The organism is Nocardioides terrae, assembly GCF_900112345.1.
GTDB lineage: Bacteria > Actinomycetota > Actinomycetes > Propionibacteriales > Nocardioidaceae > Nocardioides > Nocardioides terrae.
In genome coordinates, this window is record NZ_FOLB01000013.1 from 16,937 (window position 1) to 33,505 (window position 16,569).

General features: G+C 67.0%; 27 protein-coding genes. 3 read left to right on the forward strand and 24 right to left on the reverse strand.

Translation table 11 applies throughout. From position 1 onward, the window contains the following. Nucleotides 1–50: 50 nt before the first annotated feature. The 24 genes from map to rpsJ all read right to left on the reverse strand — a co-directional run bounded on the left by map (nt 51) and on the right by rpsJ (nt 12,608). Nucleotides 51–869 carry a type I methionyl aminopeptidase gene (gene map, locus BM236_RS15825; protein ID WP_091125767.1) on the reverse strand — a complete coding sequence of 273 codons (819 nt, stop codon included), beginning with the start codon at nt 867–869 and terminating at the stop codon, nt 51–53. Between the two features lie 12 nt (nt 870–881). Further along, nucleotides 882–1,457, reverse strand: a complete 576-nt coding sequence (locus tag BM236_RS15830) for an adenylate kinase (protein ID WP_091125770.1) — start codon at nt 1,455–1,457, stop codon at nt 882–884. Next, a complete protein-coding gene (gene secY, locus BM236_RS15835) occupies nt 1,454–2,761 on the reverse strand; it encodes a preprotein translocase subunit SecY (protein ID WP_091125772.1) in 1,308 nt (435 codons plus the stop codon). The genes BM236_RS15830 and secY overlap by 4 nt, the downstream gene beginning before the upstream one ends. Nucleotides 2,762–2,923: 162 nt before the next feature. Beyond that, a complete protein-coding gene (rplO, locus tag BM236_RS15840; RefSeq protein WP_091125775.1) occupies nt 2,924–3,364 on the reverse strand; it encodes a 50S ribosomal protein L15 in 441 nt (146 codons plus the stop codon). Between the two features lies 1 nt (nt 3,365). After that, nucleotides 3,366–3,548: a 50S ribosomal protein L30 gene (gene rpmD, locus BM236_RS15845; RefSeq protein WP_091125777.1), complete on the reverse strand. Its 183-nt coding sequence runs from the start codon at nt 3,546–3,548 to the stop codon at nt 3,366–3,368. After that, the gene (gene rpsE, locus BM236_RS15850; protein ID WP_091125779.1) at nt 3,548–4,171 is read right to left on the reverse strand and encodes a 30S ribosomal protein S5; all 624 of its coding nucleotides are present in this window, start codon (nt 4,169–4,171) and stop codon (nt 3,548–3,550) included. The genes rpmD and rpsE overlap by 1 nt, the downstream gene beginning before the upstream one ends. A gap of 34 nt (nt 4,172–4,205) precedes the next feature. Next, entirely contained in the window at nt 4,206–4,589 is a 384-nt protein-coding gene (gene rplR, locus BM236_RS15855) for a 50S ribosomal protein L18 (protein WP_091125781.1), read from the reverse strand. A gap of 2 nt (nt 4,590–4,591) precedes the next feature. After that, nucleotides 4,592–5,131: a 50S ribosomal protein L6 gene (gene rplF / locus BM236_RS15860; protein ID WP_091125783.1), complete on the reverse strand. Its 540-nt coding sequence runs from the start codon at nt 5,129–5,131 to the stop codon at nt 4,592–4,594. 19 nt (nt 5,132–5,150) lie between these two features. Continuing rightward, the gene (gene rpsH / locus BM236_RS15865; RefSeq protein ID WP_091125786.1) at nt 5,151–5,570 is read right to left on the reverse strand and encodes a 30S ribosomal protein S8; all 420 of its coding nucleotides are present in this window, start codon (nt 5,568–5,570) and stop codon (nt 5,151–5,153) included. A 68-nt stretch (nt 5,571–5,638) separates the two neighbouring features. Next, complete coding sequence (locus BM236_RS15870; RefSeq protein ID WP_008361020.1) at nt 5,639–5,824, reverse strand: type Z 30S ribosomal protein S14; 186 nt, start codon at nt 5,822–5,824, stop codon at nt 5,639–5,641. A gap of 1 nt (nt 5,825) precedes the next feature. Next, nucleotides 5,826–6,392: a 50S ribosomal protein L5 gene (gene rplE, locus BM236_RS15875; RefSeq protein WP_091125787.1), complete on the reverse strand. Its 567-nt coding sequence runs from the start codon at nt 6,390–6,392 to the stop codon at nt 5,826–5,828. A 1-nt stretch (nt 6,393) separates the two neighbouring features. Next, nucleotides 6,394–6,759, reverse strand: coding sequence for a 50S ribosomal protein L24 (rplX, locus tag BM236_RS15880; RefSeq protein WP_091125790.1), 366 nt, complete (start codon nt 6,757–6,759; stop codon nt 6,394–6,396). Next, complete coding sequence (gene rplN / locus BM236_RS15885) at nt 6,759–7,127, reverse strand: 50S ribosomal protein L14 (RefSeq protein ID WP_011757324.1); 369 nt, start codon at nt 7,125–7,127, stop codon at nt 6,759–6,761. Before rplN ends, rplX begins: the two co-directional genes overlap by 1 nt. A gap of 201 nt (nt 7,128–7,328) precedes the next feature. After that, nucleotides 7,329–7,613 carry a 30S ribosomal protein S17 gene (gene rpsQ / locus BM236_RS15890; RefSeq protein ID WP_091125791.1) on the reverse strand — a complete coding sequence of 95 codons (285 nt, stop codon included), beginning with the start codon at nt 7,611–7,613 and terminating at the stop codon, nt 7,329–7,331. 2 nt (nt 7,614–7,615) lie between these two features. After that, complete coding sequence (gene rpmC / locus BM236_RS15895; RefSeq protein ID WP_091125794.1) at nt 7,616–7,864, reverse strand: 50S ribosomal protein L29; 249 nt, start codon at nt 7,862–7,864, stop codon at nt 7,616–7,618. Further along, the gene (rplP, locus tag BM236_RS15900) at nt 7,864–8,283 is read right to left on the reverse strand and encodes a 50S ribosomal protein L16 (protein ID WP_091125795.1); all 420 of its coding nucleotides are present in this window, start codon (nt 8,281–8,283) and stop codon (nt 7,864–7,866) included. The genes rpmC and rplP overlap by 1 nt, the downstream gene beginning before the upstream one ends. Nucleotides 8,284–8,286: 3 nt before the next feature. Further along, nucleotides 8,287–9,108 carry a 30S ribosomal protein S3 gene (gene rpsC, locus BM236_RS15905; protein WP_091125798.1) on the reverse strand — a complete coding sequence of 274 codons (822 nt, stop codon included), beginning with the start codon at nt 9,106–9,108 and terminating at the stop codon, nt 8,287–8,289. Then, on the reverse strand, nt 9,108–9,536 hold the full coding sequence (gene rplV, locus BM236_RS15910) for a 50S ribosomal protein L22 (RefSeq protein ID WP_091125799.1): 429 nt from the start codon (nt 9,534–9,536) through the stop codon (nt 9,108–9,110). The genes rpsC and rplV overlap by 1 nt, the downstream gene beginning before the upstream one ends. Continuing rightward, entirely contained in the window at nt 9,533–9,814 is a 282-nt protein-coding gene (gene rpsS, locus BM236_RS15915) for a 30S ribosomal protein S19 (RefSeq protein WP_091125802.1), read from the reverse strand. Before rpsS ends, rplV begins: the two co-directional genes overlap by 4 nt. A gap of 17 nt (nt 9,815–9,831) precedes the next feature. Beyond that, on the reverse strand, nt 9,832–10,668 hold the full coding sequence (gene rplB, locus BM236_RS15920; protein WP_091125803.1) for a 50S ribosomal protein L2: 837 nt from the start codon (nt 10,666–10,668) through the stop codon (nt 9,832–9,834). Nucleotides 10,669–10,695: 27 nt separating this feature from the next. Beyond that, nucleotides 10,696–11,001, reverse strand: a complete 306-nt coding sequence (rplW, locus tag BM236_RS15925) for a 50S ribosomal protein L23 (protein WP_091125815.1) — start codon at nt 10,999–11,001, stop codon at nt 10,696–10,698. Then, complete coding sequence (gene rplD / locus BM236_RS15930; protein ID WP_091125817.1) at nt 10,998–11,630, reverse strand: 50S ribosomal protein L4; 633 nt, start codon at nt 11,628–11,630, stop codon at nt 10,998–11,000. Before rplD ends, rplW begins: the two co-directional genes overlap by 4 nt. A 2-nt stretch (nt 11,631–11,632) precedes the next feature. Then, on the reverse strand, nt 11,633–12,289 hold the full coding sequence (rplC, locus tag BM236_RS15935) for a 50S ribosomal protein L3 (RefSeq protein ID WP_091125819.1): 657 nt from the start codon (nt 12,287–12,289) through the stop codon (nt 11,633–11,635). Between the two features lie 10 nt (nt 12,290–12,299). Next, the gene (gene rpsJ / locus BM236_RS15940) at nt 12,300–12,608 is read right to left on the reverse strand and encodes a 30S ribosomal protein S10 (protein WP_008360994.1); all 309 of its coding nucleotides are present in this window, start codon (nt 12,606–12,608) and stop codon (nt 12,300–12,302) included. Nucleotides 12,609–13,223: 615 nt separating this feature from the next. Between rpsJ and BM236_RS15945 the strand changes: the two genes are divergently transcribed. From BM236_RS15945 to BM236_RS15955, 3 genes are all read left to right on the forward strand, one after another. Then, nucleotides 13,224–14,612 (forward strand): ABC transporter substrate-binding protein, encoded by a 1,389-nt coding sequence (locus BM236_RS15945; protein ID WP_245750372.1) that lies wholly within the window; start codon nt 13,224–13,226, stop codon nt 14,610–14,612. 94 nt (nt 14,613–14,706) lie between these two features. Beyond that, nucleotides 14,707–15,648, forward strand: a complete 942-nt coding sequence (locus BM236_RS15950; RefSeq protein WP_091125821.1) for a carbohydrate ABC transporter permease — start codon at nt 14,707–14,709, stop codon at nt 15,646–15,648. Continuing rightward, the gene (locus BM236_RS15955; RefSeq protein WP_091125823.1) at nt 15,645–16,556 is read left to right on the forward strand and encodes a carbohydrate ABC transporter permease; all 912 of its coding nucleotides are present in this window, start codon (nt 15,645–15,647) and stop codon (nt 16,554–16,556) included. The genes BM236_RS15950 and BM236_RS15955 overlap by 4 nt, the downstream gene beginning before the upstream one ends. The last annotated feature ends 13 nt before the right edge of the window (nt 16,557–16,569 follow it).

Consider the following 16,569-nt stretch of genomic DNA (forward strand, 5'->3'; position numbering starts at 1 on the left):
CGCTGCCGCGCTGAGCCACGGACGGCGACGCCGGCGTCGTACGGCCACCGCTAGTCGCGGCCGCCGTAAGGGACGCCGAGCTCGCCGAGCTTGGCCCGACCGCCGTCGAGGGCGGTGAGGACCCACGCGCCCTGAGGGGTCAGCGTGAAGGTGTGCTCGAAGTGGGCGGCCCATCGGCCGTCGGTCGTCACGACGGTCCAGTCGTCGTCGAGGACGTCGGTCTCCTTGGTGCCGAGCGTGATCATCGGCTCGACCGCCAGGGCCAGACCCTCGACCAGCTTGGGGCCCTTGCCGCGCCGGCCGTAGTTGGGTACGTCGGGGGCCTGGTGCATCTCCGACCCGATGCCGTGGCCGGTGTAGTCCTCGACGATCCCGAAGCGACCGGCGCCGCGCACGTGCCGCTCGACGGCGTGGGAGATGTCGCTGACCCGCCCGCCGAGTCCGGCTGCGGCGATCCCGCGCCACATCGCCTCCTCGGTGACGGCCATCAGCGCGGTGAGCTCGTCGGTGACGTCCCCGAGCGCGACGGTGATCGCCGCGTCACCGTGCCAGCCGTCGACGATGGCGCCGCAGTCGATGGACACGATGTCCCCGTCGGCCAGGACCCGGTCACCCGGGATGCCGTGCACGACCTCGTCGTTGACCGACGTGCAGATCGAGGCGGGGAAGCCCTGGTAGCCGAGGAACGACGGCACGGCTCCGGAGGACCGGATCGAGTCCTCGGCGATGGCGTCCAGCTCGGCGGTGGTCATACCCGCCCGGACTGATGTGCGGAGGAGCTCGAGGGTGCGGCCGACCACGAGGCCGGCTCTGCGCATCGCGTCGATCTGCTCGGGCGTCTTGATCTCGACGCGCTCGAACAGCGCCATGTCAGCTCCGGATCAGCTTTCAGGTACGACGTCGAGGGCGTCGAAGATCCGCTTCGTGACCTCTTCGACCTCGCCGAGCCCGTCCACCTCGACCAGGAGCGAGCGCTCCTTGTAGACCTGGATGAGCGGCTCGGTCTGGTCGAGGTAGACCTCCTGGCGGCGCCGGATGACGTCCTCGGTGTCGTCGGCACGCCCCTCGATCTGGGCGCGCTGGAGCAGGCGGGAGACGACCTCGTCCTTGTCGACGACGAGGCTGAGGACGGCATCGAGCTGGTGACCGGTGAACTTGATCATCCCGTCGAGCTCCTCGACCTGCGCGAGGGTGCGCGGGTAGCCGTCGAGCAGGAAGCCCTCGGCCGCGTCGGGCTCGTCGATCCGGTTGCGGACCATCCGGTTGGTGACCTCGTCGGGGACGTACTCGCCGGCATCCATGTAGCGCTTGGCCTCGACACCGAGCGGCGTGCCGTCCGAGACGTTGGCCCGGAAGATGTCGCCGGTCGAGATGGCCGGGATGCCGAAGTGCTCGGCGATGTACTTGGCCTGAGTGCCCTTGCCGGCGCCCGGGGGGCCCATGATGATCAGCCTCAACGGAGGAATCCTTCGTAGTTGCGCTGCTGCAGCTGGCTCTCGATCTGCTTCACCGTGTCGAGCGCGACACCGACCATGATGAGGATCGAGGTTCCGCCGAAGGGGAAGTTGCTGTTCGCGTTGATCAGCGCGAGCGCGATGAGCGGGATGAGCGCGATCAGGCCCAGGTAGAGCGAGCCGGGCAGGGTGATGCGGGAAAGGACGTAGGACAGGTAGTCCTCGGTCGGCTTGCCCGCCCGGATCCCGGGGATGAAGCCGCCGTACTTCTTCATGTTGTCCGCCACCTCCTTCGGGTTGAAGGTGATGGAGACGTAGAAGTAGGTGAAGAAGACGATGAGCAGGAAGAACGTCGCCATGTAGAGCGGGTGGTCCCCGCGCACGAAGTAGGTGTTGACCCAGTCCACCCAGGCCGGGGGATTCGCGCTCTGCGAGTTGAACTGCGCCGCCATCGCCGGCAGGTAGAGCAGCGAGCTGGCGAAGATGACGGGGATGACGCCGGCCTGGTTCACCTTGAGCGGGATGTAGGTCGACGAGCCGCCGAACATCTTGCGGCCGACCATCCGGCGCGCGTACTGCACGGGGATCCGGCGCTGCGCCTGCTCGATGAAGATGACCGCAGCCACCAGCGCGAGGCCGATGACCAGGACCATGCCGAAGGTCCACCAGCCGTGCTGCTGCTTGACCGCCCACATCGTGGCCGGGAAGGTCGCGATGACCTGGGTGAAGATCAGGATCGACATGCCGTTGCCGATGCCGCGCTCGGTGATGAGCTCACCGAGCCACATGATGACCGCGGTGCCGGCGGTCATGGTGATCACCAGGACGAGGAAGGTGCTGGTGCCGTTGCTGTGCAGCAGGTTCTGGTTGCACTGCAGCAGGTTGCCCGAGCGGGCCAGGGCGACGATGCCGGTCGCCTGCAGGAGCGCGAGGCCCAGCGTGAGGTAGCGCGTGTACTGGGTGATCTTCGTCTGCCCGGCCTGGCCCTCCTCCTTGAGCGCCTCGAGCCGCGGGATGACCACGACGAGGAGCTGCAGGATGATGCTGGCCGTGATGTAGGGCATGATGCCCAGCGCGAAGATCGTCAGCTGCAGCAACGCTCCACCTGAGAACAGGTTCACCAGGTTGTAGAGCCCGGCGCCCGAGCCCGACTTGGTGATGTTGATGCAGTCCTGGACGTTCGCGACGTTGACGCCGGGAGCCGGGATCTGGGAGCCCGCCCGGAAGATCACGATGATCAACAGGACGAACAGCAGCTTGCGACGCAGGTCCGGAGTCCGGAAAGCGTTCGCGAACGCGCCTAGCACGAGTGGATCCCTCTTCTCACACAACCATCAGGGGGTGGGTCCGCACGCCTCAGACGGCGGCAGCCCCGGCGAAGCCTAACAGGGCCGCTGGACGAAGAAAGCGGCCAGGGTCACCATCAGGGGACCCTGGCCGCGTTCATCGTTCAGCCGAGGCGACGAGCCTCAGGACTCGGTGACGGTGCCGCCCGCGCCCTCGATGGCCGCCTTGGCGGACGCAGAGAACTTGTCGGCGGTCACGTCGACCTTGACGGACAGCTCGCCGTTGCCGAGCACCTTGACGGGCTGGCCCTTGCGGACGGCGCCCTTGGCGACCAGGTCGGCGATGGTGACGGTGCCACCCTCGGGGAACAGCTCGCTGATCTTGTCCAGGTTGACCACCTGGAACTCGACCTTGAACGGGTTCTTGAAGCCCTTGAGCTTCGGAAGGCGCATGTGGATCGGCATCTGGCCACCCTCGAAGGCGACCGGAACCTGGTAACGGGCCTTCGTGCCCTTGGTACCGCGGCCCGAGGTCTTACCCTTCGAGCCCTCACCACGACCGACACGGGTCTTGGCCTTCTTGGAGCCCGGGGCGGGCGCCAGGTTGTGCAGCTTGAGCGTCATGTCAGTCGACCTCCTCGACCGTCACGAGGTGACGGACGGTGTGGACCATGCCGCGGATCTCCGGGCGGTCCTCCTTGACGACCACGTCGCCGATGCGCTTGAGACCCAGCGAGCGCAGGGTGTCGCGCTGGTTCTGCTTCAGACCGACGAGGCCCTTGTTCTGGCGGACCTTGAGCTGTGCCATCAGGCCGACACCTCCGCCGAAGCAGCCGCAGCGGCGGTCGTACCCTCGTCGCGCGACTTCAGCAGGGCGGCCGGCGCGACGTCCTCGACGCGGAGGCCGCGACGGGCGGCCACAGCCTCGGGCTGCTCGAGCAGACGCAGCGCCTCGACGGTCGCGTGGACGATGTTGATCTGGTTGGACGAACCGAGCGACTTGCTCAGCACGTCGTGGATGCCGGCGCACTCCAGGACGGCGCGCACCGGACCACCGGCGATGACACCGGTACCGGGAGCAGCCGGACGGAGCAGGACGACGCCAGCCGCCTTCTCACCCTGGACCGGGTGCGGGATCGTGCCCTGGATGCGCGGGACGCGGAAGAAGTGCTTCTTCGCCTCCTCGACACCCTTGGCGATCGCCGCCGGAACTTCCTTCGCCTTGCCGTAGCCGACGCCGACGAGACCATCACCGTCACCCACGATCACGAGGGCGGTGAAGCTGAAGCGACGACCACCCTTCACGACCTTGGCGACACGGTTGATCGCGACGACTCGCTCGATGTAGGCGGTCTTCTCAGCAGCCTGGCCGCGACGGTCGTCGCGCCCACGGCGCTCGCCACCACGGTTGCCGCGCTGGGCTCCGCTCATGAGACTTTCCTCTTCCTCTAGCTATCGTTCGCGATCAGAACTGCAGGCCGCCCTCGCGGGCGCCGTCAGCCAGGGCCGCGATGCGGCCGGTGTACTTGTTGCCGGCACGGTCGAAGACCACGCCCTCGATGCCGGCGGCCTTCGCGCGCTCGGCGACGAGCTGACCGACGACCTTGGCCTTGTCGGTCTTCGCACCGTCGTTGGCCCGCAGGTCCGCCTCGAGGGTGGACGCGGAGACCAGCGTCTTGCCGACGGTGTCGTCGACGACCTGGGCGACCAGGTGCCTGGACGACTTGGTGACGACCAGGCGCGGACGCTCGGCGGTGCCGTTGACCTTCTTGCGACCGCGGACCTGGCGCTTGAGGCGCGCCTTGACCTTGGCAGCGGTGTGCTTGTTGTTGGACAGCGAGATGGCCATCGTCACTTACCAGCCTTTCCGACCTTGCGGCGGACGTTCTCGCCGGCGTAGCGAACACCCTTGCCCTTGTAGGGCTCGGGCTTGCGCAGCTTGCGGATGTTGGCCGCGACCTCACCGACCTGCTGCTTGTCGATGCCGACGACACCGAGCTTGGTCGGGCCCTCGACGGTGAAGCTGATGCCCTCGGGGGCGTCGAACACGATCGAGTGGCTGTAGCCGAGCTGGAACTCCAGCTGGGTCGGGCCCTTCGACAGCACGCGGTAGCCGACGCCGACGATCTCGAGCTTCTTCTCGTAGCCCTCGGTCACACCGACGACCATGTTGTTGATGAGCGTCCGGGACAGGCCGTGGAGCGACTTCGAGACCCGCTCGTCGTCGGGGCGCTGGACGTCGAGGACGCCCTCGCCCTTCGCCACGGTGATCGGCGCTGCGACCACGTGGGACAGGGTGCCCTTGGGGCCCTTGACGGTGACGGTCTGGCCGTCGATCTGAACGTCCACGTTGCCCGGAACCGGGACGGGGAGCTTGCCAATGCGCGACATGTTCTCTACTCCTTCCCGATCACCAGACGTAGGCGAGGACTTCTCCGCCCACGCCCTTCTGGTTGGCCTGACGGTCGGTCAGCAGACCCTGGCTCGTCGAGATGATCGCGATGCCGAGGCCACCGAGCACGCGGGGCAGTCCCGTGTGCTTGGCGTACACCCGGAGGCCGGGCTTGCTGATGCGGCGCACGCCGGCGATCGAACGCTCGCGGGTGCGGCCGTACTTGAGGGTGATGGTCAGCGTCTTGCCCACGGCAGGGGTGCCGTCGGCCTCCACGTTGTCCTTCACGTCGAAGGAGGTGATGTAACCCTCCTGCTTGAGGATCTCGGCGACGCCCTGCTTGATCTTGCTGTGCGGCATCGAGACCGAGTCGTGGTACGCCTGGTTGGCGTTGCGCAGACGCGTGAGCATGTCTGCGATCGGGTCAGTCATCGTCATGATGTGTTCTTTCTCGAAGCGGTTTCGCCCCACTCGGAGGTGGCGCGACCTTCAACGGGTCGAGGTGATTACCAGCTGGACTTGGTCACGCCGGGGAGCTCGCCGCGGTGAGCCATCTCCCGCAGGCAGATCCGGCAGAGGCCGAACTTGCGGAACACGGCCTTCGGCCGGCCGCAGCGCTGGCAACGGGTGTAGGCGCGGACGGCGTACTTCGGCTTGCGCGCGGCCTTGACCTTGAGAGCGGTCTTCGCCATGTCAGTTCTCCTTGAACGGGAAGCCGAGGGCCTTCAGCAGCGCCCGACCCTGGTCGTCGTTGGTCGCGGTCGTCACGATGGTGATGTCCATGCCGCGCGACCGGTCGATCCGGTCCTGGTCGATCTCGTGGAACATGACCTGCTCGGTCAGACCGAACGTGTAGTTGCCACGGCCGTCGAACTGGTTCGGGTTCAGACCGCGGAAGTCCCTGATGCGCGGGAGCGCGAGGGACAGCAGCCGGTCGAGGAACTCCCACATGCGGTCGCCGCGCAGCGTGGTGTGCGCGCCGATCGGCATGCCCTCGCGCAGCTTGAACTGCGCGATCGACTTGCGAGCCTTGGTGACGAGCGGCTTCTGGCCGGTGATCGCGGTGAGGTCCTTGACGGCACCCTCGATCAGCTTGGAGTCGCGAGCAGCCTCGCCGACACCCATGTTGACCACGATCTTGGTCAGGCCGGGGATCTGCATGACGTTGGCGATCTCGAACTGCTGCTGCAGCGAGGGAGCGATCTCCTCGCGGTAGCGGGCCTTCAGACGCGGCAGGGTGGAAACCTGGGTCTCAGTCATCTCAGATCTCCTTACCGGTCTTGCGCGAGATGCGCACGCTGCGCTCGGCGCTGTAGGTCGAGCCGTCCGGCCGACGCTTGGTCACCGTGTCGCGGCGGAAGCCGACGCGGACGGTCTTGCCGTCCTCGAGCAGCATCACGTTGGACACGTGGATGGGGGCCTCGGCGGTGACGATGCCACCGGTGGTGCCGGCGCGGCCGCCCTGGTCCTGGACCTTGGTGTGCTTCTTGACGAGGTTCACGCCCTCGACGACGACACGGTCCTCGTCGCGGATGACGCGGATGACCTTGCCCTCGGCGCCCTTGTCCTTGCCGGCGATCACCTTGACGGTGTCACCCTTCTTGATGTTGAAGGTCTTCTTAGCCATCACAGCACCTCCGGAGCCAGCGAGATGATCTTCATGAACTTCTTCTCGCGCAGCTCGCGACCCACGGGGCCGAAGATGCGGGTGCCTCGCGGTTCGCCGTCGTTCTTGAGGATGACGGCGGCGTTCTCGTCGAAGCGGATGTAGGAGCCGTCAGGACGACGACGCTCCTTCACCGTGCGCACGACGACGGCCTTGACGACGTCACCCTTCTTCACGTTGCCACCGGGGATCGCGTCCTTCACGGTGGCGACGATGACGTCACCGATGCCGGCGTAGCGACGCCCAGAGCCACCGAGAACGCGGATGCAGAGAATCTCCTTGGCACCCGTGTTGTCGGCGACCTTGAGTCGCGACTCCTGCTGAATCATCAAATACTCCTTGTCGCGCTGGTTCTCATCCGCATCGAGGGCAGATGAGCCTGGCCGAACTTGTGTGGATTGCGGGCGACAGGCCCAGCCACCTATGGTCGCTGGGCCTGGCACCCTTGGTCAATTTGGCGACGCACGCGCCGCCGACAAGGTCGAGCAGTGAGACGCCGTACGTCGGCCGGAGCCGGCGTACGGCGGATGTCACTTGGCCTTCTCGATGACCTCGACGAGACGCCACCGCTTCGTGGCGCTCAGCGGCCGGGTCTCCATCAGGAGGACGCGGTCGCCGATGCCGGCGGTGTTCTGCTCGTCGTGGGCCTTGAGCTTGCTCGTCCGGCGCATGACCTTGCCGTAGAGCGGGTGCTTCACGCGGTCCTCGACCTCGACGACGATGGTCTTGTCCATCTTGTCGCTGACGACGAGGCCCTCGCGGACCTTGCGCGAGTTGCGCGCGGCGGTGGTCTCCGCCTCAGGCGTACCAGCCATGGTCAGGCCTCCTCGGCGTTGTTCTTGCTCGTGCCCGGGGCCACGCGGATGCCGAGCTCGCGCTCACGCACCACGGTGTAGATCCGGGCGATGTCCTTCTTGACCGTGCGCAGCCGGCCGTGGCTCTCCAGCTGGCCGGTGGCCGCCTGGAAGCGGAGGTTGAACAGCTCCTCCTTGGCCTCGCGCAGCTTCGCCTCGAGGTCGACGTCGTTGAGGTCGTCGAGCTCGTGCGCCTTGGTGGCGTTGCTCATCAGAACTCACCGGCCTCTCGGGTGATGAAACGGCACTTCATGGGCAGCTTGTGGATCGCACGGCGCATCGCCTCGCGGGCGACGTCCTCGGTGACTCCGGAGAGCTCGAACATGACGCGGCCGGGCTTGACGTTGGCGATCCACCACTCGGGCGAGCCCTTACCGGAACCCATGCGGGTCTCGGCGGGCTTCTTGGTCAGCGGGCGGTCGGGGTAGATGTTGATCCACACCTTGCCGCCACGCTTGATGTGACGGGTCATGGCGATACGCGCCGACTCGATCTGTCGGTTGGTCACGTAGTGACCCTCGATCGCCTGGATGCCGAAGTCGCCGAAGGCGAGCTTCGTCCCGCCCTTGGCCGACCCGGTCCGCTTGGGGTGGTGCTGCTTGCGGTGCTTGACGCGACGGGGCATCAGCATGGGTCAGCCCTCCTGGCTCTCAGCGGGGGTGGTGGCCAGCGCGGTGTCGCCACCGGCCGGAGCCTCGGTCGCCGCGGGAGCGTCGGCACCACGGCCGGCGCGCGAGCCACGGCTCGGACGCTCGCCACCACGGGTGGGACGACCGCCGCGGCCGGGGACACCGGCGCGGGCGGCGGCCTGGGCCTGGCGCTCGGCACGCGTGCCGGCGACCTCGCCCTTGTAGATCCAGACCTTCACGCCGATGCGGCCGAAGGTCGTGCGGGCCTCGTAGAAGCCGTAGTCGATGTCGGCACGCAGCGTGTGCAGCGGAACGCGGCCCTCGCGGTAGAACTCGGTGCGCGACATCTCGGCGCCGTTGAGGCGGCCCGAGCACTGGATCCGGATGCCCTTGGCACCCGAGCGCATCGTGGTCTGCATGGCCTTGCGCATCGCGCGACGGAACTGCACGCGACCGCTGAGCTGCTCGGCGACACCCTGGGCGACGAGCTGAGCGTCGACCTCGGGGTTCTTGACCTCGAGGATGTTCAGCTGGACCTGCTTGCCCGTGAGCTTCTCGAGCTCGCCGCGGATGCGGTCGGCCTCGGCGCCGCGGCGACCGATGACGATGCCCGGACGCGCGGTGTGGATGTCCACCCGGACGCGGTCACGGGTGCGCTCGATCTCGACCTTGGAGATGCCGGCCCGCTCCATGCCCTTGCTGAGCAGCTTGCGGATCGCGACGTCCTCGCCGACGTACGACTTGTACAGCTTGTCGGCGTACCAACGCGACTTGTGGTCGGTCGAGATGCCGAGGCGGAAGCCGTTCGGGTTGATCTTCTGACCCATTACTTCTTGCCACCCTTCTTGGCAGCGCCCTTGAGCCCAGCAGGCTGGACGACCAGCGTGATGTGGCTCGTGCGCTTGTTGATGCGGGTCGCGCGGCCCTGGGCCCGCGGACGCCAGCGCTTCATGGTCGGACCCTCGTCGACCTGGGCGACGGAGACGACCAGGTCACCGCGGTCGAGACCCTCGGTGGTCTCCGCGTTGGCGATGGCGCTCTCGAGCACCTTGTAGACGGTCTCGGAGGCCGCCTGCGGCGCGAAGGCCAGCAGCGAGAGCGCCTCGTCGACGGGAAGGCCGCGGACCAGGTCGACGACCCGGCGAGCCTTCAGCGGCGTGATGCGCTGGTAGCGGGCGCTGGCGAACGCACCGGGCTGGTCGCCGAGGAGCGACTCGCGGCGCGCGCTGACGCGCTGACGGTCGGTGGTAGTCATCGACGGCGTCCCTTCCGGTCTTCCTTGACGTGACCCTTGTAGGTGCGGGTGGGGGCGAACTCGCCCAGCTTGTGACCGACCATCGAGTCGGACACGAAGACCGGGACGTGCTTGCGCCCGTCGTGGACGGCGATCGTGTGACCGATCATCGACGGCACGATCATCGAACGGCGCGACCAGGTCTTGATGACGTTGTGCGAGCCCTTCTCGTTCTCGGCGTCCACCTTCTTCTGCAGGTGGCCGTCGACGAAGGGGCCCTTCTTCAGGCTGCGAGGCATCTGTCTCTATCTCCTGGTCAGCGCTTGTTCTTGCCGGACTTGCGGCGGCGGATGATCTGCGAGTCCGAGGCCTTGCGCTTGCGCGTGCGGCCCTCGGGCTTGCCCCACGGCGAGACCGGGTGGCGACCACCGGACGTCTTGCCCTCACCACCACCGTGCGGGTGGTCGACCGGGTTCATGACGACACCGCGGACGGTCGGGCGGACGCCCTTCCAGCGCATGCGGCCGGCCTTGCCCCAGTTGATGTTCGACTGCTCGGCGTTGCCGACCTCGCCGACGGTGGCGCGGCAGCGCACGTCGACGAAGCGCATCTCGCCGGACGGCATGCGCAGCGTGGCGCGGCTGCCCTCACGAGCGACCAGCTGGGCGCTGATGCCGGCCGAGCGGGCGATCTTCGCACCGCCTCCGGGACGCAGCTCCACGTTGTGGATCGTCGTACCGACGGGGATGTTGCGCAGCGGCAGGTTGTTGCCGGTCTTGATGTCGGCGGTGGGGCCGGACTCGACCATCGTGCCCTGCTCGAGGCCCTTCGGCGCGAGGATGTAGCGCTTCTCGCCGTCGGCGTAGTGCAGGAGCGCGATGCGGGCGGTGCGGTTGGGGTCGTACTCGATGTGAGCGACCTTGGCCGGCACGCCGTCCTTGTCGTAGCGCTTGAAGTCGATGATCCGGTAGGCACGCTTGTGACCGCCACCCTTGTGCCGGGTGGTGATCCGGCCCTGGTTGTTGCGGCCGCCCGACTTGGGCAGCGGACGCGTCAGCGACTTCTCCGGCGTGGTCCGGGTGATCTCGACGAAGTCGGCCACGGAGGAGCCACGACGGCCCGGGGTGGTCGGCTTGTACTTGCGGATTGCCATGTCTTCTTCAGTCCTTAATCAGCCCGGTCAGGAGACCGGACCTCCGAAGATGTCGATGCGGTGACCGTCGGCCAGGCTGACGATGGCGCGCTTGGTGTCCTTGCGCTTGCCGAGACCGTTGCGGGTCCGGCGCGTCTTGCCAGGTCGGTTGATCGTGTTGACCGAGGTGACCTTGACGTTGAAGACCTTCTCAACGGCGATCTTGATCTCGGTCTTGTTGGCGTCCGGGTGGACCAGGAACGTGTACTTGTTCTGGTCGAGGAGCCCGTAGCTCTTCTCGGACACGACGGGCGCGAGCAGCACGTCGCGGTGGTCCTTGTGCAGGGTGCTCACTTGGCAGCCTCCTCGGCGTTCGTCTTGGCGGCCGCGCCCTGACCCACGAACGCGTCGTACGCGCCCTTGGTGAAGACCACGTCGTCGCTGGCCAGCACGTCGTACGTGTTGAGCTGGTCGACGGCCACGATGTGCACCTCGGGGGCGTTGCGCAGCGAGAGCCACGTCACGACGTCGGTGCGCTCGAGGACCACGAGGTACTTGCTGCGGTCGGTCAGCGTGCGCAGACCGGCCAGAGCGACCTTGGTCGACGGCTTGTCGTCGATGCCGAAGCCCTCGACCACGTGCAGCCGGTCGTTCTGGGCCCGGTCGGAGAGGGCGCCACGGAGAGCGGCGGCCTTCATCTTCTTGGGGGTCCGCTGGCTGTAGTCACGCGGCTGCGGGCCGTGGACGACGCCACCGCCGGCGAACTGCGGCGCGCGGGTCGAGCCCTGGCGGGCGCGGCCGGTGCCCTTCTGCTTGTAGGGCTTGCGGCCACCGCCGCGGACCTCGCCGCGGGTCTTGGTGGCGTGCGTGCCCTGACGAGCAGCGGCCTGCTGGGCCACGACGACCTGGTGGATCAGCGGGACGTTGACGGCAACGTCGAAGATCTCAGCGGGCAGGTCGACCTTGACAGTGTTGAGAGCCATGGTCACTTCTCCGTCTTCTTCGCGGCGGAGCGGAGGACGATCAGGCCACCACGGGGGCCGGGAACGGCGCCCTTGAGGAGGATGAGGCCCTTCTCCGCGTCGACGGCGTGCACGGTCAGGTTCTGGGTGGTGACGGTGTCGGTACCCATGTGACCGGCCATGCGGACGCCCTTGAACACGCGACCGGGGGTGGCGCACGCGCCGATCGAGCCCGGCTTGCGGTGGTTGCGGTGGGCACCGTGCGAGGCGGACACGCCGGAGAAGCCGTGACGCTTCATCGTGCCGGCGAAGCCCTTGCCCTTGCTGGTGCCGGTCACGTCGATGACCTCGCCGGCGGCGAAGGTGTCGACCGCGAGCTCCTGGCCCACGGTGTAGGACGCGGCGTCGGCGGTGCGGATCTCGACCAGGTGCTTGCGCGGCGTGGTGCCGGCCTTGGCGAACTGGCCGGCGACCGGCTTGGTGACCTTGCGGCCGGCGATCTCGCCGAAGCCGACCTGGATGGCGTTGTAGCCGTCGGTCTCGGGGTGGCGGACCAGGGTGACCACGTTGGTCGACGCGGCGACGACCGTCACCGGGACCACGCGGTTGTTCTCGTCCCAGACCTGGGTCATGCCGAGCTTGGTGCCCAGCAGGCCCTTCACGTTGCGTTCGAAAGTCATCTCACAAACCTCAGAGCTTGATCTCGATGTCGACACCGGCCGGAAGGTCCAGGCGCATCAGCGAGTCGACGGTCTTCGGGGTGGGGTCGATGATGTCGATGAGGCGCTTGTGGGTGCGCATCTCGAAGTGCTCGCGGGAGTCCTTGTACTTGTGGGGCGAGCGGATGACGCAGTACACGTTCTTCTCGGTCGGCAGCGGCACCGGGCCGGCGACCTTGGCACCCGTGCGGGTGACCGTGTCCACGATCTTGCGCGCCGAGGTGTCGATCACCTCGTGGTCATAGGCCTTGAGCCTGATGCGGATCTTCTGTCCCGCCATCTGTCTCTCTCGTCCTTCTGGTCAGCGTTGCCGCGTGCGTTCTGGAACGTCCTCGGGTTTGAGTCGGTCCCGCCCTGTTACTCACCACCACCGCCCGGCTCCGACCCCCGCGGTCGGGCGTGTCGCAGGTTTCGCTTCGCGACACGGTCCACCATCGGCGGGGTCCTGCTGGTCGGTTGTTCGGTGGCACCTGCCGGTTCGGCAGGCTGATCGGGTCTCCAGGTTCGGTGCGAACGCACGTCGATCACCGAACACGACCGAGTCAGGGACTCGGGAGACGCGATTCAGTAATCAAGATGTGCCGCACCCCGGCGACCCGCCGGAGCAACCAGAGAATCTTGTCAGATCTCTCGGCGTGGACCAAATCGGAACGGACACCGCCCCGGAGCACCGCTCCAGCACGGGCCGCCTCGACCGGTCGACCCCCAAGAAGGGTATGTCGCGGAGCGTCCTCCCCATTTTTGGGAGCGTTCCCAATACAGTGTGACCTGCGTTACGCAACCGTTATCGCCCATGCTTGACGGCAACGGACGAAAGCGTTTGCATCACCCGTGGAGGAGGACAACGGCGTCGGACCCGACCGTCGTCGTGCTCTCAGAAGGAGAGGAAGACAACGTGATCCGATCTCGCAACGCACGACGGGGCATGGCGTTGACCGCCGCGTTCGTGAGCGCCGGCATGGTGTTGGCCGGCTGCGGTGGCAGTGACGACGGCGGCAGCGACAGCAAGAGCGCCGGCGGAACGTCCCCCGGTGAGGGCAAGGCCGGGTGTGAGCAGCTGACCCAGTTCGGCGACCTCACCGGCAAGAAGGTCCACGTCTACACGACGATCGTGGCCCCCGAGGACCAGTCTCAGAAGGACAGCTACAAGCTGTTCACGACCTGCACCGGCGCGACCGTCGAGTACGAAGGCTCCAAGGAGATGGAGGCCCAGATCCTGGTCCGGGCCCAGAGCGGCAACCTGCCCGACATCGCCTACCTGCCGCAGCCCGGACTGCTCAACACGCTGGTGACGCAGACCAGCACGGTCAAGGAGGCGCCCAAGACCGTCTCCGACAACGTCGACAAGTGGTGGGGCGAGGACTGGAAGGGCTACGGCTCCGTGGACGGCAAGTTCTACGCCGCCCCGCTCGGCGCCAACGTGAAGTCGTTCGTCTGGTACTCGCCGAAGATGTTCGCCGACAACGGCTGGAAGGTCCCGCAGACGTGGGACGAGCTGATGGCGCTGAGCGACCAGATCGCCGCCAAGGGGATCAAGCCCTGGTGCGCCGGGGCCGAGTCCGGTGAGGCGACCGGCTGGCCGCTCACCGACTGGCTGGAGGACGCCCTGCTGCGCACCGCCGGCGCGGACACCTACGACCAGTGGATCAAGCACGACATCCCGTTCAACGACCCGAAGATCGCCGAGGCGCTCGACAAGGTCGGCGCGATCCTGAAGAACGACAAGTACGTCAACGGCGGCATCGGTGACGTCAAGTCGATCGCCACCACGGCGTTCCAGCAGGGCGGCCTGCCGATCCTGGACGGCAAGTGCGCGATGCACCGGCAGGCGTCGTTCTACGCCGCCAACTGGCCGAAGGGCACCACCGTGGCCGAGGACGGCCAGGTCTTCGCGTTCTACCTGCCGACCGTCGACCCGAGCAAGGGCAAGCCGGTCGAGGGCGGCGGCGAGTTCGTCGCTGCCTTCAACGACAAGCCGGAGACGGTCGCCTTCCAGACCTACCTCTCCAGCGACGTCTGGGCGAACGAGAAGGCCAAGGCCACTCCGGGTGGTGGCTGGGTGAGCGCCAACAAGGGCCTCGACCCGAACAACCTCGTCAGCCCGATCGACAAGCTGTCGGCGACGACCCTGGCCGACCCCGAGGCGGTCTTCCGCTTCGACGCCTCGGACCTGATGCCTGCTGAGGTCGGCACCAACAGCTTCTGGAAGCAGATGGTCGCCTGGATCACGGGTCAGGACACCAAGAAGACCCTCGACAACATCGAGAGCTCCTGGCCGAGCTGATCGGCTGCTCGCAGTCGGGCCGGCTCCGGCCGGCCCGACTGCCTTCCCCGGCTGAGGCCGGGCCGTCCCGTTTCCTCGTGCCTTGGGAGGGCGCATGTCGCTAGGCGAGAAGCTGCTCCAGGCAGTCATCATCATCGCCCTGTTCTTCGCCGTCGTCGGCGTGATCCTGGTCCTGACCTCGAAGCTGAGGTCCCGCCTGGGCGAGCTCATCCAGTCGGCGGCGTTCCTGCTGCCGACCATCCTGCTGCTCGGCGTCGGGCTGCTGTACCCCGCGATCTCGACGGTTCGACTGTCGTTCCGCAACAACTTCGACAAGCTCTGGATCGGGTTCGACAACTACAAGACGATCTTCACCGACTCCGACCTGGTCCGCGTCCTCATCAACACGGCCCTGTGGGTGATCATCACCCCGATCGTCGCGACCTTCGTCGGCCTGATCTACGCGGTCCTCGTCGACCGTTCGCGGTTCGAGAAGACCGCCAAGGCGCTCATCTTCCTGCCGATGGCGATCTCGCTGGTCGGCGCGTCGATCATCTGGAAGTTCGTCTACGACGACAACACCGGCATCCTCAACGCGATCACCGACACATTCGGGCTCGGACGCCACCACTGGCTCCTCAGCTCCCCGGGCAACACCCTGCTGCTCATCGTGATCTTCGTGTGGGTGCAGGCCGGGTTCGCCACCGTCGTCCTGTCCGCCTCGATCAAGGCGATCCCGACCGACATCGTCGAGGCGGCGAAGCTCGACGGCGTGAGCGGCGTCCGCATGTTCCGCTACATCACCGTCCCGAGCATCCGGCCGACGCTCATCGTGGTGCTCACCGCGATCACCATCACCACGCTGAAGGTCTTCGACATCGTCCGCACGGTGACCGGCGGCAACTTCAAGACCAGTGTGCTGGCCTACGAGTTCTACGTGCAGAGCTTCCGGTCGGCCAACCGGGGCCTCGGCGCCGCGCTGGCCGTGCTGATCTTCGTGCTCGTGCTCCCGGTGGTCATCTACAACGTCACCCAGATGAGGAAGGTGGCGCGATGACCGTCATCGACGCACCGCTCGAGAAGCTCGAGGCGGCATCCGAGACCAGCCGCAACGAGCTCAGCAACCGCTGGGCGTCGATGGGCGCGCTCATCATCGCGGTGCTGTGGACCGTGCCGACGGCCGGTCTGCTGGTCACCTCGTTCCGCCCGGAGGACGACATCAACTCCAGCGGCTGGTGGAACGTCATCACCCACCCGTCGTTCACGTTCGACAACTACAAGGCCGTCCTCGGCGGCTCGCAGTACAGCCTGACAGACTTCTTCGTGAACTCGTTCGTGATCACCATCCCGGCGGTGATCATCCCGATCAGCATCGCGACGATGGCGGCCTACGCCTTCGCCTGGATGAGCTTCCCGCTGAAGAACACGCTGTTCATCCTGATCTTCGCGCTGCAGATCGTGCCCATCCAGGTCACGATGATCCCGTTGCTCAAGCTGTACGTCGACCTGGGACTGGCCGGCAACGACGCACCCGGTGGTGGCTTCTACACGATCTGGCTCTCCCACTCGGTGTTCGCGCTGCCGCTGGCGATCTACCTGCTGCACAACTTCATGATGGAGATCCCCGGCGAGCTGGTGGAGTCGGCGCGCGTCGACGGCGCCGGCCACGTGCAGATCTTCATGCGGCTGATCGTGCCGCTCATGGTGCCGGCCATCGCGGCCTTCGCCATCCTGCAGTTCCTCTGGGTCTGGAACGACCTGCTGGTCGCCCTCGTCTTCGGTGGCGGCAGCCTGGACATCTCCCCGCTCACCGTGGCGCTGGCGAACCTCTCCGGCACCCGCGGCGCCGACTGGTACCTGCTGTCGGCCGGGGCGTTCGTCTCGCTGGTCGTTCCGCTCGCGGTCTTCCTGGGCCTGCAGCGGTTCTTCGTCCGCGGGCTCCTGGCTGGCAGCGTCAAGGGCTGAGATGTCGGAGCCG

What these genes read in the sequence shown, in the direction of transcription:
- map (WP_091125767.1), bottom strand. Translation starts at nt 869, where the DNA reads ATGGCGCTGTTCGAGCGCGTCGAGATCAAGACGCCCGAGCAGATCGAC.
- rplO (WP_091125775.1), bottom strand. Translation starts at nt 3,364, where the DNA reads ATGACGCTCAAGCTGCACAACCTGGCGCCCGCCCCGGGCTCCAAGAAG.
- rpmD (WP_091125777.1), bottom strand. Translation starts at nt 3,548, where the DNA reads ATGGCACAGCTCAAGGTCCGCCAGAACAAGGGCCTCGTCGGTCTGAAG.
- rpsE (WP_091125779.1), bottom strand. Translation starts at nt 4,171, where the DNA reads ATGAGCGGAGCCCAGCGCGGCAACCGTGGTGGCGAGCGCCGTGGGCGC.
- rplR (WP_091125781.1), bottom strand. Translation starts at nt 4,589, where the DNA reads ATGGCCATCTCGCTGTCCAACAACAAGCACACCGCTGCCAAGGTCAAG.
- rplF (WP_091125783.1), bottom strand. Translation starts at nt 5,131, where the DNA reads ATGTCGCGCATTGGCAAGCTCCCCGTCCCGGTTCCGGGCAACGTGGAC.
- rpsH (WP_091125786.1), bottom strand. Translation starts at nt 5,570, where the DNA reads ATGACGATGACTGACCCGATCGCAGACATGCTCACGCGTCTGCGCAAC.
- BM236_RS15870 (WP_008361020.1), bottom strand. Translation starts at nt 5,824, where the DNA reads ATGGCGAAGACCGCTCTCAAGGTCAAGGCCGCGCGCAAGCCGAAGTAC.
- rplE (WP_091125787.1), bottom strand. Translation starts at nt 6,392, where the DNA reads ATGACTGAGACCCAGGTTTCCACCCTGCCGCGTCTGAAGGCCCGCTAC.
- rplX (WP_091125790.1), bottom strand. Translation starts at nt 6,759, where the DNA reads ATGGCTAAGAAGACCTTCAACATCAAGAAGGGTGACACCGTCAAGGTG.
- rplN (WP_011757324.1), bottom strand. Translation starts at nt 7,127, where the DNA reads ATGATTCAGCAGGAGTCGCGACTCAAGGTCGCCGACAACACGGGTGCC.
- rpsQ (WP_091125791.1), bottom strand. Translation starts at nt 7,613, where the DNA reads ATGGCTGGTACGCCTGAGGCGGAGACCACCGCCGCGCGCAACTCGCGC.
- rpmC (WP_091125794.1), bottom strand. Translation starts at nt 7,864, where the DNA reads ATGAGCAACGCCACCAAGGCGCACGAGCTCGACGACCTCAACGACGTC.
- rplP (WP_091125795.1), bottom strand. Translation starts at nt 8,283, where the DNA reads ATGCTGATGCCCCGTCGCGTCAAGCACCGCAAGCAGCACCACCCCAAG.
- rpsC (WP_091125798.1), bottom strand. Translation starts at nt 9,108, where the DNA reads ATGGGTCAGAAGATCAACCCGAACGGCTTCCGCCTCGGCATCTCGACC.
- rplV (WP_091125799.1), bottom strand. Translation starts at nt 9,536, where the DNA reads ATGACTACCACCGACCGTCAGCGCGTCAGCGCGCGCCGCGAGTCGCTC.
- rpsS (WP_091125802.1), bottom strand. Translation starts at nt 9,814, where the DNA reads ATGCCTCGCAGCCTGAAGAAGGGCCCCTTCGTCGACGGCCACCTGCAG.
- rplB (WP_091125803.1), bottom strand. Translation starts at nt 10,668, where the DNA reads ATGGCAATCCGCAAGTACAAGCCGACCACCCCGGGCCGTCGTGGCTCC.
- rplD (WP_091125817.1), bottom strand. Translation starts at nt 11,630, where the DNA reads ATGGCTCTCAACACTGTCAAGGTCGACCTGCCCGCTGAGATCTTCGAC.
- rplC (WP_091125819.1), bottom strand. Translation starts at nt 12,289, where the DNA reads ATGACTTTCGAACGCAACGTGAAGGGCCTGCTGGGCACCAAGCTCGGC.
- rpsJ (WP_008360994.1), bottom strand. Translation starts at nt 12,608, where the DNA reads ATGGCGGGACAGAAGATCCGCATCAGGCTCAAGGCCTATGACCACGAG.
- BM236_RS15950 (WP_091125821.1), top strand. Translation starts at nt 14,707, where the DNA reads ATGTCGCTAGGCGAGAAGCTGCTCCAGGCAGTCATCATCATCGCCCTG.
- BM236_RS15955 (WP_091125823.1), top strand. Translation starts at nt 15,645, where the DNA reads ATGACCGTCATCGACGCACCGCTCGAGAAGCTCGAGGCGGCATCCGAG.